This is a genomic window from Candidatus Methylomirabilota bacterium, assembly GCA_036001065.1.
Lineage (GTDB): Bacteria > Methylomirabilota > Methylomirabilia > Rokubacteriales > CSP1-6 > MNEF01.
The window spans coordinates 1-13580 of the sequence record DASYUQ010000176.1 but is presented as its reverse complement, the minus strand read 5'-3'; the positions used below and the strand labels follow the sequence as shown (position 1 = coordinate 13580).

Sequence of the window (13580 nt, the reverse complement as noted above, 5' to 3'; positions counted from 1 at the left end):
ATGGGCGGTGTTCAGGAGATGGTTCGACCGCAGCCAGCGTCTCTATAGGAGGACGTGGGTGCGCACGTACCCACGCTGGCCACGGCCGCTACCGACGCCGCGTTTCCGCACATTCCTCGCCAAAAGAATTTCGGATCGGGGTATATTCAACCACTCCTGCGTGAGGGGGACCCCGCCCATGACAGCCGAGCCCAGCATCACCGGTCGCGAGCACTGGACCAAGAAGGGACCCATTCGTCTGTTCCTCTGGGAGAAGGCGGCGGGCACATCGCCCGGCCCCCTCGGCACCATTCTCTTCGTCCACGGATCGTCCATGGGCTCTCAGCCCACCTTCGACCTCCAGGTCCCCGGCCGGTCGGACTCCTCGGCCATGGACCACTTCGCGCGCCTCGGGTACGACACGTGGTGCGTGGACATGGAAGGCTATGGCCGCTCGGACAAGCACCGCGATATCAACTCGGACATCGCCACCGGCGCCGACGACCTCGAGGCCGCCACGGAGTACATCGCCCGGACCCGCGGGGTCGAGTCCTTCCTTATATATGGCGTCTCCTCAGGCGCGCTCCGAGCCGCTCTCTTCGCCCAGCGCCACCCCGAGCGCGTCCGGCGCCTGGCCCTCGATGCGTTCGTCTGGACGGGGCGGGGGAGTCCCACGCTGGCCGAGCGCCGGAAGCGGCTGCCCGAATTCCAGAGCCGGAACCGGCGGCCCATCGACCGGGCGTTCGTGCGGAGCATCTTCACCCGCGACCATCCCGGGACGGCCGACGACGAGGTGATCGAGGCGTTCGCCGACGCGATCCTGGCCCTGGACGACTCGGTGCCCACCGGCACCTACGTGGACATGTGCGCGCATCTCCCCGTCGTCGACCCCGCGCGGATCACCGCCCCCACCCTCATCATGCGCGGCCAGTACGACGGCATCACGAGCCTCGAGGACCTCGTCGAGTTCTTTGCGCGGCTGCCCAACCCCGACAAGCAGTTCGCCGTCATGCCCGGCATCGCGCATGCCAGCTTCCACCAGAAGAACTTCCGGATCCCCTACCACATCCTCGGGAGCTTCTTCAGCCAGCCCGCCCCGATCTACCGGGGCGCGTGAGGGAGGACCGCGTGAACTGGGCCCCCACCGTCGCCTGCCTCGTCCTGCTCCTGTCGGCCGCGCCCGCGCTCGCCCAGACGGCGGCCTTCACCCCCGATACGGTCGACAAGGCCGCCGCCCGGAAGGAAGGCGCGGTCACGTGGTACACGTCGACGCCCGTCGAGACCGCCCAGAAGATCGCCAACCTCTTCCAGGCAGAGACGGGCATCAAGGTGGAGCTCTTCCGCTCCGGCGGCTCGGCGGTCCTCCGACGGTTCATGCAGGAGATCGATGCCCGGCGGGTGATCGCCGACGTCCTGACCGTCTCGGACCCCGCCGGCGTCAGCGCCCTGATCAAGCGCGACATGCTCGTGGCCTTCCGGCCCCGGAATTTCGACAAGATCCCCGCCGAGGTGAAGGACCCCAAGGGCTACCACATCGCCCAGCGGCTGAACCTGGCCGGCATCATCGCGCGCGCCGACAAGGGCCTCGAGCTGCCCCGGAACTGGACCGATCTGACCGCTCCGAAATACAAGGGGCAGATGGTGATGCCCGACCCATCTTATACGGCGATCCAGCTCATGGTGGTGGGGACGCTGTCGCGGAAGTACGGCTGGGAGTTCTATCAGAAGCTCCGGGCCAACGAGATCATGATCGTCCAGGGCCACCAGCAGGTCTCGGAAACCCTCACCCGCGGTGAGCGGCTGATCGCGGCGGAAGGGGCGGACCAGTACGCGTGGAACGATCGGAAGGCGGGGCACAAGGTGCAGACCATCTTCCCGACCGACGGCGCGTTCGCCGTCGCCGCGCCCACCGCCGTCATCAAGGGCTCGTCCCACCCCAATGCCGCCAAGGCGCTGGCCGAGTTCATGATCGGCGACACCGTGCAGAAGCTCTTCCCCGGCGAGGGAATCTACGCCGCCCGCTCCGACGTCGAGGCCCCGCCCGGCAACCTCCCCCTCTCGCAGATCAAACTCCTGAGCGTGGACTACGACTACATCGAGAAGGAGGCCAAGAACCTCAAGACGCGGTTCAACGAGATCTTCCAGTAGCTCACCCGAATTGTGAACGGGGTGCTGCGCCCGAGGGGGCCAGGGCGGCGGCCCGCCTCCGCTGCCAGAAGTAGATCGCCGCGAAGATCGCGATGGCCACCGACATCGTCGGTCCCGAGGGGATGAACGCCAGCACGGTGGCCAGCGCGAAGAGCACGAACTCCACGAGCGTCATCCTCACCACGAAAAAGGCGGTGCTCAAGATCGAGAACAGCACGATCCCCACGGTCGCCGAGAAGACGGCCCAGAAATTCTGGGCCGGCGTTCCCGTCAGCAGAATATGGGTGTAGGCGAACAGCACCGGCATGAGGTAGATGATCTTTGCGAACCGGAAGCAGCTCCACCCCGTCTTCATCGGGTCGGCCCCGGCAATGGCCGCGGCGGCGAACGGGCCCAGCGCGACCGGTGGGGTGATGTTCGCGTCCAGGCTCAGCCAGAGAACGATCAGGTGGGCGGTCAGCACCGGCAGCCCCAGATCGATCAGGCCGGGGACGACCACGACGGCCACCATGAGGTAGGTGGCGGTGATGGGCAGGGCCAGACCCAGCACGAGGGTGGCGACGGCGATCAGCAGCAGGGTGAGAGGGACATTCTGGCCCGCCAGCTCCACCATGATGTACGAGAACCTGATCCCGATCCCCGTGAGGGCCAGGACGCCGATGAGGACGCCGACGGCTCCGGTCAGGGCGGCCACGAAGAGGCTGGCCTTCCCGCCTTCCACCAGCGCGTGCCAGATCCGGGCCGGACCCAGCCGCGTGCCGGGCGCCAGCCAGCTCAGCACGATCGCTGTCGCAATCCCAAACACCGCCGAACTTCCGGGTGCCCATCCCATGATCAGCGCGCCCATCAGGACGACGATGGGGATGAAGAAGTACCAGCCGCGTTTCATGACCTGGCCGAACCGCGGCAGCTCGTCCGACCGGAGGCCGCGCAAGCCGAGCTTCCTCGACTCGAAGTAGACCATGATGGCCACGGAGAGATAGAAGAGGATTCCCGGGATCGCCGCGACCTTGATGATCTCGAGATACGAGATTCCGGTCATCTCCGCCATGATGAACGCCCCGGCGCCCATGACCGGGGGCATGATCATGGCCCCGGTGGAGGCCGCGCCCTCCACGGCGGCGGCGATGTGCGGCGGGAAGCCGGTCCGCTTCATGAGCGGGATCGTGACCGTCCCCGTGGTCACGGTCTCGGCGATCGGGCTGCCGCTGACGGTGCCCATGAAGAGGCTGGAGATGACGGCGGCCTGGGCCGGCCCGCCCGCGATCCGCCCGAGGGCCGCCAGGGACAGGTCCACGAAGAACCGCGCGACGCCGGCCACCTCCATGAAGGCGCCGAACACGACGAAGGGAATGATGAAGCCGGCGACGACGTCGGCCATCACCCCGAAGATCCCGTCGGAGCTCAGATAGACGAACTCGACGATCCGCCGGGGCGTGAAGCCGCGGTGGCCGATGATGAACGGGAGGTACGAGCCGAACAGGGCGTAGGCGATGGGCACCACGGCGCACAGGGCCATGCCCCAACCGAGGACGCGCCGGGCGGCCTCGATGGACACCAGCGTCAGCACGACGCCCATCCAGACGTCGAGGGCGGTGTAGGCGCCCGCGCGGTAGGCGACGTTCTCGTGCTCGACGATCCAGTAGCCGATGCTGACCACCGTGGCCACGACGAGCAGGAGATCGGCGACGGTCGGGCGGTCGTGGCGGCTCTTCCGCCACGCCCGGTAGAGCAGCAACGGCAGCACCAGGCTGTAGAGCACCGCGATGCCGCGGAAATACTGGAGCGGCACCACGCCGAACGAGGTCGCCCACAAGTAGTAGAGCGACACGCCGCCCAGCATGAGCTGGGCGGCCGTGTTCCAGGCCCCCGTCAGGGGACGGGCCTGCGGGATCTCGTCGGCCATTCACGCGGTCTCAGTCACCGCGCGCGGATGCCTTCGGGGATGGTCACCCCCGCCGACTTCCAGTGCTCCTCCGCCCCCTTGTGGAGGGGAATGGTGATCCCCTGCAGCGCCGTTCGCGGGACCATGTCCTTGGAGCCCGCGTGCACCTTCATCATGTACGCGTTCCCCTCGGGGCCGTAGACCGCCGCCGTCATCTTCTGCACGAGGGCCGGCGAGAAGTCCTTGTTCGCGATCCAGAGGGCGGGGACGCCCACCGTGTGGGCCTCCTCGGTGATGCCGCGGTAGGAGCCCGGTACGAACGTGTACTTCGCGAAGTAGGGGTACTGTTTGAAGAAGTCGGTCTTCGCCAGCGCCGTATAGGTGTCGAGTGCCCGTACCGGCTTCTTCGTCGCGGCCTCCGTCGTCACCCGGTCGGGCGCGGGGCCGCCCCAGAAGTAGGCGTCGGCCTTGCCTTCGCTCATGGCCTCTCCGGCGGCGGCGCCGAGGAGCGGGACGCGTGTGATCTTGTCCCACATGTTGAGCGACCGGAAGATCCGCTCGGCAGTGGCGAACGTGCCCGAGCCGGGGTTACCGACGGCGACCCGCTTGCCCGCCAGGTCCTCGACGGTCTTGATGTTGCTGTCGGCGTACGTGATCAGGTGCCCCACGCCCATGAAGACCAGCCCGACGGCCCGGAGGTTGGTCAGGGGCTTGCCCTGGAACTTCTCCAGGCCGTGGAAGGCTTCGTGGACGTCCGAGGAAAAGGAGATCCCGATCTCGCCGTCGCCGGCGTTGATCCGGCGCGGGTTTTCGACGGAGCCGGCCGTGGCCGCCACGGAGACGTTGAGGTTGGGAACGGCTCTCGACAGATGCGTGCCGATGCCCGTGGCGAAGATACCGAACACTCCGGCGGGAGGACCGCCCAGCATGGTAACCCGCTCGACCTGCTGAGCCTGGGCGGGGAACGTCGCCAGAGAGATCCAGACGCCGGCCAGAAAGATGATGGCTGCTTTCATGAGGAGGCTCCTTTCCTCGGCTTCTCGACGGTGGGAGGAGGCCATCGACTCGACCGCCCAGGATAGTAGACAAGCGCCGGGCCCGGGGCAAGCACCGCGAATCAGACTGTCAGGCTACAATAGCGCCCTCCCGGCCGAGGCCGGGTATCCGTAGCGGAGGAGGACGGCGATGGCGCGAGTGCTGGGTGCGGCGATAGTGGTGCTCCTGGTCCTGGCCGCGAGCGTGGGGGCGCAGGAGCCCTATCCCACCCGCCCGATCACGATCGTGGTCGCGTTTCCGCCGGGGGGGCTGGCCGACCTCACGGCGCGCCCGCTGGCGGCGGCGCTCGAGCGCATCCTCAAGCAGCCTGTCGTCGTCACCAACAAGCCGGGGGCGGCCGGCGCCGTCGGCAACCAGTACGTGGCGACGAGCAAGCCCGACGGCTACACCCTGCTCATGGCCCTGGTGAGCGTCTCCACCTTGCCGGAGGTCGACAAGCTGTTCGGTCGGCCGCATAACTACACGATCGACCAGTTCGTGGGCATCGCCCGCATCAACGCCGAGCCCTCGGTGATCACCGTCCGCGGGGACGCTCCCTGGAAGAGTCTTCAAGATGTCGTCGAGGACGCCAAGCGGCGCCCCGGCCAGATCGTGCACACCTCGTCGGGCCTCTACGGCGCCTCGCACGTGCCCTTCGCCATGTTCTTGCAATCGGCGGGCATCACCATGCGGCATCTTCCCACCACCGGGGGAGGGCCGATGATGAACGCGCTGCTGGGTGGCCACGCCGAGATCGTCGCCAGCGTTCCCACGCTGGTCGCCCCGCACCTGCCGGCGGGCAAGGTGCGGCTGCTCGGTCACACCGGTCTCGGGCGCCTCCCCGCGTTCCCCGAGGTGCCTTCGCTGAAGGAGCTGGGCTACGCCGTCGAGTACGCCGCCTGGGCCGGGCTGGTGGCGCCCAGGGCGACGCCGCCGCACATCCTGAGAATCGTGGGCGACGCCGTGCGCAAGGCGGTCAAGGAGCCGGAGGTCGTCACCGCGAGCCAGAAGCTTCAGACGCCGATCGCCTACCAGGACGCCGAGGAGTTCAACGCCTGGTGGCGCAAGGACGCCGAGAAGCTGGCGGCCGTCATCAAGAAGATCGGCAAGGTCGAAGGCTCGAACTAGTGCCGTTCCAACTATTCGCGCCTAGTGCCGTTCCAACTATTCGCGCCTAGGAAGGCACCGTGTACGTCGTTCGTGGACAGATTTAGTATCAACAAGTTGGAACGGCACTAGCCATGGCCGAGCACGCCGGCCAGGTGGTCCGCCGCCGGGAAGACCCGCGCCTGCTGACCGGCGCCGGACAGTTCATCGACGATGTGAGGTTTCCCGACTGCGTCCACGTGGCCATCGTCAGATCGCCCCACGCCCACGCCCGCATCCTGGCGATCGACACCGGGGCGGCGGCGAAAGCGAGCGGGGTGGTGGTGGTGGTGACGGGACCGGATCTCGGCGGCGCCAACGCCCCCATTCCGGTCTTCAACGAGCATCCGGGTCTGCCGCGGCCGTGCGGGATCGCGCCGCTGGCGACCGAGCGCGTGCGCTTCGTCGGCGAGCCGGTGGCGGCGGTGGCCGCGACCGATCGTTACCTGGCCGCCGATGCGCTCGAGCTGGTCGCCGTCGAGTACGAGCCGCTGCCCGCCGTCGCCGACGTCGAGGCCGCGGCGGCCCCCGGCGCCCCGCTGGTGCACGAGGCCCTCGGCACGAACGTCGCCGCCGAGTGGCGCCAGCAGGTCGGCGACCCCGACGCGGCCTTCCGCGACGCCCCGGTGGTGGTGCGAACAAAGCTCCGGCTCGCCCGCGGCGGCGCCCAGCCGCTGGAGACGCGGGGGCTCGTCGCGCGGTGGGAGGACGGCCGGCTCACCGTGTGGGCGGCCATTCAGATGGTCCACCGGCATCGCCGCTTCATCGCCCGCCAGCTCGGCCTGCCCGAGGAGCAGCTCCGCGTGATCGCGCCGGCGGACGTCGGCGGCGGCTTCGGCACCAAGGGGCAGTTCTACCCCGAGGACATCCTGGTGCCGGCGCTGGCGCGGCTCCTCGGCCGGACGGTGAAGTGGGTGGAGGACCGCCGCGAGCATCTGGTGGGCTCCTGGGTGGAGCGCGAGCAGGTGCACGAGCTCGAGATCGCCGCGACGCGCGAGGGCCGGCTGCTCGCGCTCCGCGACCGGTTCCTGCACGAGCTCGGAGCCTACACGGTCTCGGGGCTCAACCTGCCGCAGAACACCATGATCCACTCGCTCGGGACCTACCGCGTGCCGCACGTGGACCTCACGCTCCGGGGCGTGCTCACCCACACGACGCCGGTCGGGGCGTACCGGGGCGCCGGCCGGCCGCAGGGCGCCTTCGTCGCCGAGCGCGCCGTCGATGCCCTGGCCCGCGAGCTCGGGATGGACCCCGTCGAGGTTCGGCGGCGCAACCTGGTCCCGCCCGACGCCCATCCATATGACACCGGGCTCACGACGGCGGGGCGCGGCCCCGTCGTCTACGACAGCGGCGACTTCCCCCGCTGCATGGACGCGGCCCTGGCGGCGCTCGATCTCCCCGCCGTGCGGCGCGAGCAGCAGCGGCTCCGGCAGGAGGGCCGCTGGCTCGGCGTCGGGGTCGTCAACTACATCGAGGCGACGGCGACGGCGCCGCTCGAGAGCGTGGCGGTGCGCGTGGGGCCGGACGGCCGCGTCACCGTCGTCACCGGCGCCTCGCCGCAGGGCCAGGGCCACGTGACGATGCTCTCGCAGGTGGTCGGCGAGCGGCTCGGCGTCGATCCTGAGACGATCGACGTCCTCACCGGTGACACGAGCCTGATCCCGACCGGGGGCGGCACCTTCGGCAGCCGCACCACGGCCCTCGCGGGCAGCGCCGCGCTGCTCGCCTCGCGCGTGGTGCGCGACAAGGCGCGGCGGATCGCGGCGCATCTCCTCGAGGCCGGGCCCGAAGACGTCGTGGGCGCCGCCGGGCGCTTCTCGGTGAGGGGCTTCCCGAGCCGGGCGATCGGCTGGGCCGAGGTGGCGGCGGCCGCGCACGACGGACGTGTACCCGGCGAGGCCCCGGGCCTCGAGGACATGCAGGTGTTCCAGGTCTCGCAGTCCACCTACGCCAACGGCACGCACACCGCGGTGATCGAGGTCGACTCCACGACCGGCGCGCTCCGGATCCTCCGCTGGGTCGTCGCCCACGACTGCGGCCGCGTGCTCAATCCTGGCCTCGTCGATGGCCAGATCCACGGCGGCGTGGTCCAGGGGCTGCCCGACGCGCTCAACGATCAGCTCGCCTACGACGGCGACGGCCAGCGCCTGACCTCCACGCTGATGGACTACACCCTGGCCACGGCGGCCGACGCGCCGCTCACGTTCGAGATCCACCATCTGGAGTCGCCGACGCCGCTCAATCCCCTCGGCGCCAAGGGCGCCGGTGAGGGCGGAATCATGCCGGTGCACCCGGTGATCGCCCAGGCGGTGGAGGACGCGCTGGCGCCCTTCGGCGCCCGGGTCACCCGAGTGCCGGTGACTCGCGCCGACATCTTCGCGATGGTGCAGGCACGCGGGAGGTAGGGGGTCAGGCCTCGATGGCGGAGACACGCCGGCACGCATGGGAAGACCTGATCGACGACGACATTCGCCGGATCTACGCGAACTACGGCGTGCGGATGGGACTACGGGAGCGCCCCGTCCTGCTGTGCGTGGACAACTACAACGCCGTCTTCGGCGACCGGCCCCAGCCGGTCCTCGAGGCGATTGACCGCTTTCCCAGCAGCTGCGGCGAGGCGGCCTGGGCGGCGATCGAGCCGACCCGGCGGCTGATGGCGGCGGCCCGCGAGGTCGGCATTCCCGTCGTCCACACGACCCGCGATGACTCCAGTGGGACGGCGGTCAGCTCGTTGCGATCGACGAAGCGCACGCGCTACGGGGCCGATCCCGCCTGGGGCCATGCGTTTTTCCCGCAGCTCGCGCCCGAACCGGGCGAGCTGGTGATCCGCAAGACCCGCGCCAGCGCCTTCTACGGCACCCCGCTCGAAGCCCACCTCGTCCAGAGGGGGGTGGACACCCTGATCGTCTGTGGCAACTCGACGAGCGGCTGCGTCCGGGCGACGGTGCTCGAAGGGTACATGCGCGGGTACGCCGTCGCCGTGGTCGAGGAGTGCGTCTTCGATCGTCACCTGCTCAGCCACAAGGTGAACCTCTTCGACATGAACGCCAAGTACGGCGATGTGATGTTCCTCGACGAGGTCCTCGACTACGTACTTCCACCGAGCGGCGGGGCTCAGCGCGACTTCCGCAAGAGCGGCCGGAGGTAGGGCCAGAGCCGGTCGGCGATGATCTGGTGTCCCGCCGCATTCGGGTGGAGTCCGTCGGGCTGGAGGAGGCGGGCGTCGGCGGCGACGTCCTCGAGGAGGAAGGGCATCAGAGCCACGCGGGTGCGCCGTGCGACCGCCGGGAAGGTCGCCGCGAACTCCCGCGTGTATTGGGGCCCGTAGTTGGGCGGCATCCGCATCCCTGCCAGCAGAACGCGCGCGCCGGAGGCGGTGAGGCGCGCGACGATGGCCTCGAGGTTGTCGCGCATCGCGGCCGGGCTCTGCCCACGCAAGCCGTCGTTGGCGCCGAGCGCCACGATGACGATCTCCGGCTCGGCCCGCAGCACCCAGTCCACGCGCCGGAGCCCGCCCGCGCTGGTGTCGCCGCTGACGCCGGCATTGACCACGCGGTAGTCGTAGCCCTCACGGCGGAGCCGCGCCTCCAGACGCGCGGGAAACGCCTCGGCAGCCGTCACGCCCAGTCCAGCGGTGAGACTGTCGCCGAGCACGGCGATCACCGGGGCGCCCTCGGCCAGGGCGCGCGGCGTGACGCCCAGCGCGGCCACCAGGAGCGCGGCGGTGAGCAGGCCAGTCACACGCGCAGTGTATTATGAGTCACTTGATGATTCAGGTCCGCGACCTCGTGATGCAACTCCCGAGCGGGGGACAGCGGCTCACGATTCTCGACGGGATCGCGCTCGACGTGCAGGCGGGCGAGGTCTGCGCGATCACCGGCCCGTCGGGCAGCGGGAAGTCGACCCTCCTGGGCCTCCTGGCCGGACTCGATCGTCCGACCGCGGGCTCGATCATGGTCGCGGGAGTCGAGCTGACGCGGCTCGGCGAGGACGACCTGGCCCGCTTCCGGCGGCAGACGCTGGGCTACGTGTTCCAGTCGTTCCATTTGATCCCGACGCTCACCGCGGCGGAGAATGTGGCGGTGCCGCTGGAGATCGCGGGCGTCGCGGACGCGCCCGCCCGAGCCCTCGAGCTCCTCGACGAAGTCGGGCTGGCCAGCCGAGCGCACCACTACCCGGTCCAGCTCTCGGGCGGCGAGCAGCAGCGCGCCGCGCTGGCCCGCGCCGTCGCGCTCCGCCCGAAGCTTCTCCTGGCGGACGAGCCGACCGGAAACCTGGACTCCGCGACCGGGGCCCAGATCATCGAGCGGCTCCTGGCGCTGAACCGCCAGCGCGGCTCCACGCTCGTCTTCGTGACCCACGACGAGGCGCTGGCACGCCATGCCGGGCGGATCGTCAAGCTTCGCGACGGCCGGGTCGTGAACGGACAGCCGTGACTCCGGCGTTCCCGGTGCGGATGGCCTGGCGCCAGACGCGGGGTGCCTGGCGTCATTTCGTCTTGTTCTTGGCCTGCATTGCGCTGGGGGTGGCCGCCCTCGTGTCGGTCGGTACCTTCGCCGCCAGCCTCGACCGCGGCCTGGCGCGCGAGGCCAAGGCGCTCACCGGCGGCGACCTCGAGCTCCGCTCGGCCCGTCCGCTCGACGTCCAGGCGCGAGAAGCGCTCGACCGCCTGCGCGCGGCGGGCGCCCGGACCGCGGCCGTGCGCGAGCTCGCGGCGATGGCGAGGAACCCCACCCGCGGCACGACTCTGCTGGTCGAGCTCAAGGCCGTGGACGCCGCCTACCCGCTGTACGGGCGCGTCGCGGTCGTGCCCGGCCGGCCACTGGGGGAGCTCCTCGGCGGCGGGCCGACGGCGCTCGTCGAAAGGTCACTCCTGGAGAGGCTCGGCCTGGCCGTCGGCGATCCGCTTCTGCTGGGGACGGCGCGCTTCACGATCGCGGGCGTGATCGAGCGGGAGCCCGACCGCGGGTCGAGCTTCGTGACGCTCGGTCCGCGCGTGATGATCGACGCCGGAGCACTCGAGTCCACCGGTCTCGTCGGGTACGGCAGCCGCGTCCGCTACCGGACGCTCGTGCGCCTTCCGGAGAGCGGACCGCCGCGCGCGGCGCCGGAAGCGCTGAAGCGCGCGATCGACGACCCATCGGTGCGCGTGACAGCGTTCGACGACGCCCAACCCGGTCTCCGCCGCTTCTTTTCCCAGCTCGCCACCTACCTGGGGCTGGTCGGGCTGGCCAGCCTCCTGGTCGGCGGCATCGGCGTCGCGTCGTCCGTCGCGATGTTCGTCCGGCGGGAGCTCGCGACAGTCGCCGTCCTCAAGTGCCTGGGCGCCGAGTCGCGGGCGGTGCTGGCCGCCTACGTCCTCCAGGTGCTGGCGCTCGGCGTGCTCGGTAGCCTCGCCGGCGCAGCGCTCGGCCTCCTGATGCAGCCGGCCCTCGCCCGGGCGCTCCAGCCGTTCGCGCCCTTCACCGTCGAGCCCGCCTGGGATGGGTGGACAGTCGGGCGCGGCCTCCTGATGGGAACGTTGACGGCGTTCCTGTGCACCCTCTGGCCGCTGCTGGCCGTCAGGGCCGTGCCGCCTTCGCTCATCCTCCGGCGGGACGTGGAAGCGGCGGCCTGGCGCGCGCCGCGGCCGTGGAGGGCGACGCTGCCAGTCGTCACCGGGCTCGCCGCGCTCGCGTTCTGGCAGGCGGGGTCGCTCAAGCTCGGTGCGATCTTTGTCGGGGCGGCCTTCGCCGCCCTCACGGTGCTGACGGGGCTCTCGCGGGGCCTCGTCCTCCTCGTGCGCTCCCTGCCGCCGGTCGGCTCCCCGGCCTGCCGGCAGGGGCTGGCCGGCCTGCGCCGACCGGGCGGGCATGCCGTGCGGGTGGTGGTCGCGCTCGGCACCGGCGTCATGCTCCTCGTCGCCCTTGCGCTCCTCGAAGCGAACCTCGGCCGCCAGATCGCGTTCGAGCAGAAGCGAGAGGCGCCATCGTTCTTCTTCGTCGACGTGCAGCCCGATCAGCGGGAGCCGTTCGGTCGTGTGGTCGCCGCCGCTAGCAACGGCGTGGCGTCGACCCTGACGCCGGTCGTCCGCGGGCGGCTGGCGGCCATCAACGGCGCGGCCGTCACCCGGGAGCTGATCGAGGCCAGGAAGGCCGCGGCGCCCGACACGGCCTGGTACTTCACGCGCGAGTACGTGCTGACCTTCGCCGCCGAGTCGCCGCCCGGAAGCGCGATCACGCGGGGACGCTGGTGGACAGCCGCCGACGCCGACCGGCGGCCGCGGGTGTCGCTGGAGGAGGAAGCGGCGAAACACCTGGGCGTCTCCGTGGGCGGCACGCTCGCCTTCGACGTGCAAGGTGTGACCGTCGAGGCGGAGGTGATGAGCCTCCGGAGGGTGGACTGGCAGAGCTTCACGACGAACTTCTTCGCGATCCTCTCGCCCGGCGCGCTCGATGGCGCGCCGGTGACGTACGTGGCGACGGCGCGCGTGCCGGCGTCCGCCGAGGCCGAGGTTCAAGACCACGTGGTGGCTGCGTTCCCGAACGTCACCGTCATCCCGGTGCGGGCGGTGCTCGAGCGCGTGGCGACCGTGCTCGCGCAGATCGGCTTCGCGGTGCGCCTGATCGCGCTCTTCAGCATCGCGGCGGGGGTGGCGGTGATGGTGTCGACGCTGGCCGCCACCCGCTACCAGCGGCTGTACGAGACGGCGATCTTGAAATCTCTCGGCGCCACGCGCGGCGCTGTCGCGCGCGCGTTCGCCGTCGAATACGCGTGCCTCGGCGCCGCCGCGGGCCTGGGCGGCACGCTGCTCGCCGCCGCGCTCGCGTGGGTGGTCGTTCGATTCGTGCTCGATGTGCCGTGGACGCTCGCGCCCGGCACGCTGGCGTGGGGTGTCGTCGCCGCCACGGCAGTGGCGCTCACCGTGGGCTTGCTGGCGACCTTCCGTCTCCTCGGCCGGGCGCCGCTGGCGGTGCTCCGCCAGGAGTGAAGGGTCAAGGCGTCCAGCCGGGCGGTGGGTGGGCGTATCGCTCGCAGGGTGCCCCGTGTAGGATGTCGGCCATTGTCCGATCTGGTCCGGCCGACAAGGGGCACGGTGAGACAGACCATCCGGGTACGGGTCAACGGGCGGGCCTATGAAGAAGCCGTGGCTCCCCGGCTGCTGCTCCTCCAGTTCCTCCGCGAGAACCTCGGACTGACCGGGACTCACGTCGGCTGCGTCGTCGGCGAATGCGGTGCCTGCTCCGTCATCCTGGATGGATCTCTGGTGAAATCGTGCCTGATCTTCGCGGTGCAGGCGGATGGCCGTGAGGTCCTGACGATCGAGGGATTGGCGCAGAACGGTTCTCTCCATCCTGTTCAAGAGGCGTTCGTCTCGCAGTACGGCCTTCAGTGCGGCTACTGCACG

At 70.3% G+C, this 13580-nt stretch carries 11 protein-coding genes; 8 read left to right on the top strand and 3 right to left on the bottom strand.

Going from position 1 to position 13580, the window contains the following annotated elements:
• The first annotated feature begins 178 nt into the window (after positions 1 to 178).
• Together VGV13_17445 and VGV13_17440 are read left to right on the top strand one after the other, a co-directional pair.
• Complete coding sequence (locus tag VGV13_17445) at positions 179 to 1096, top strand: alpha/beta fold hydrolase (GenBank protein HEV8642876.1); 918 nt, start codon at positions 179 to 181, stop codon at positions 1094 to 1096.
• Between the two features lie 11 nt (positions 1097 to 1107).
• Entirely contained in the window at positions 1108 to 2127 is a 1020-nt protein-coding gene (locus VGV13_17440) for an extracellular solute-binding protein (protein ID HEV8642875.1), read from the top strand.
• A gap of 1 nt (position 2128) precedes the next feature.
• Here VGV13_17440 and VGV13_17435 read toward each other — a convergent pair whose 3' ends face one another.
• Together VGV13_17435 and VGV13_17430 are read right to left on the bottom strand one after the other, a co-directional pair.
• Positions 2129 to 4033 carry a TRAP transporter fused permease subunit gene (locus tag VGV13_17435; protein ID HEV8642874.1) on the bottom strand — a complete coding sequence of 635 codons (1905 nt, stop codon included), beginning with the start codon at positions 4031 to 4033 and terminating at the stop codon, positions 2129 to 2131.
• A 14-nt stretch (positions 4034 to 4047) separates the two neighbouring features.
• Complete coding sequence (locus VGV13_17430; protein ID HEV8642873.1) at positions 4048 to 5028, bottom strand: TAXI family TRAP transporter solute-binding subunit; 981 nt, start codon at positions 5026 to 5028, stop codon at positions 4048 to 4050.
• A 169-nt stretch (positions 5029 to 5197) separates the two neighbouring features.
• Here VGV13_17430 and VGV13_17425 point away from each other — a divergent pair, with 169 nt between their 5' ends.
• The 3 genes from VGV13_17425 (at position 5198) to VGV13_17415 (ending at position 9341) form a co-directional block, all read left to right on the top strand.
• Positions 5198 to 6175, top strand: a complete 978-nt coding sequence (locus tag VGV13_17425) for a tripartite tricarboxylate transporter substrate binding protein (protein HEV8642872.1) — start codon at positions 5198 to 5200, stop codon at positions 6173 to 6175.
• A 113-nt stretch (positions 6176 to 6288) separates the two neighbouring features.
• A complete protein-coding gene (locus VGV13_17420; GenBank protein ID HEV8642871.1) occupies positions 6289 to 8598 on the top strand; it encodes a xanthine dehydrogenase family protein molybdopterin-binding subunit in 2310 nt (769 codons plus the stop codon).
• A 14-nt stretch (positions 8599 to 8612) separates the two neighbouring features.
• Positions 8613 to 9341, top strand: coding sequence for an isochorismatase family protein (locus VGV13_17415; protein HEV8642870.1), 729 nt, complete (start codon positions 8613 to 8615; stop codon positions 9339 to 9341).
• On the opposite strand, the gene VGV13_17410 is transcribed toward VGV13_17415, so the two are convergent.
• Positions 9308 to 9934 carry an arylesterase gene (locus VGV13_17410; GenBank protein HEV8642869.1) on the bottom strand — a complete coding sequence of 209 codons (627 nt, stop codon included), beginning with the start codon at positions 9932 to 9934 and terminating at the stop codon, positions 9308 to 9310. The two genes, VGV13_17415 and VGV13_17410, sit on opposite strands and share 34 nt — an antisense overlap.
• Positions 9935 to 9960: 26 nt before the next feature.
• On the opposite strand from VGV13_17410, the gene VGV13_17405 reads away from it, so the two are divergent.
• The 3 genes from VGV13_17405 to VGV13_17395 all read left to right on the top strand — a co-directional run.
• A complete protein-coding gene (locus VGV13_17405) occupies positions 9961 to 10629 on the top strand; it encodes an ABC transporter ATP-binding protein (protein HEV8642868.1) in 669 nt (222 codons plus the stop codon).
• Positions 10626 to 13163, top strand: a complete 2538-nt coding sequence (locus VGV13_17400; protein ID HEV8642867.1) for an FtsX-like permease family protein — start codon at positions 10626 to 10628, stop codon at positions 13161 to 13163. The genes VGV13_17405 and VGV13_17400 overlap by 4 nt, the downstream gene beginning before the upstream one ends.
• A 105-nt stretch (positions 13164 to 13268) precedes the next feature.
• Positions 13269 to 13580, top strand: a 312-nt coding sequence (locus VGV13_17395; GenBank protein HEV8642866.1) for a 2Fe-2S iron-sulfur cluster-binding protein, incomplete at its 3' end; no start/stop codon positions are given.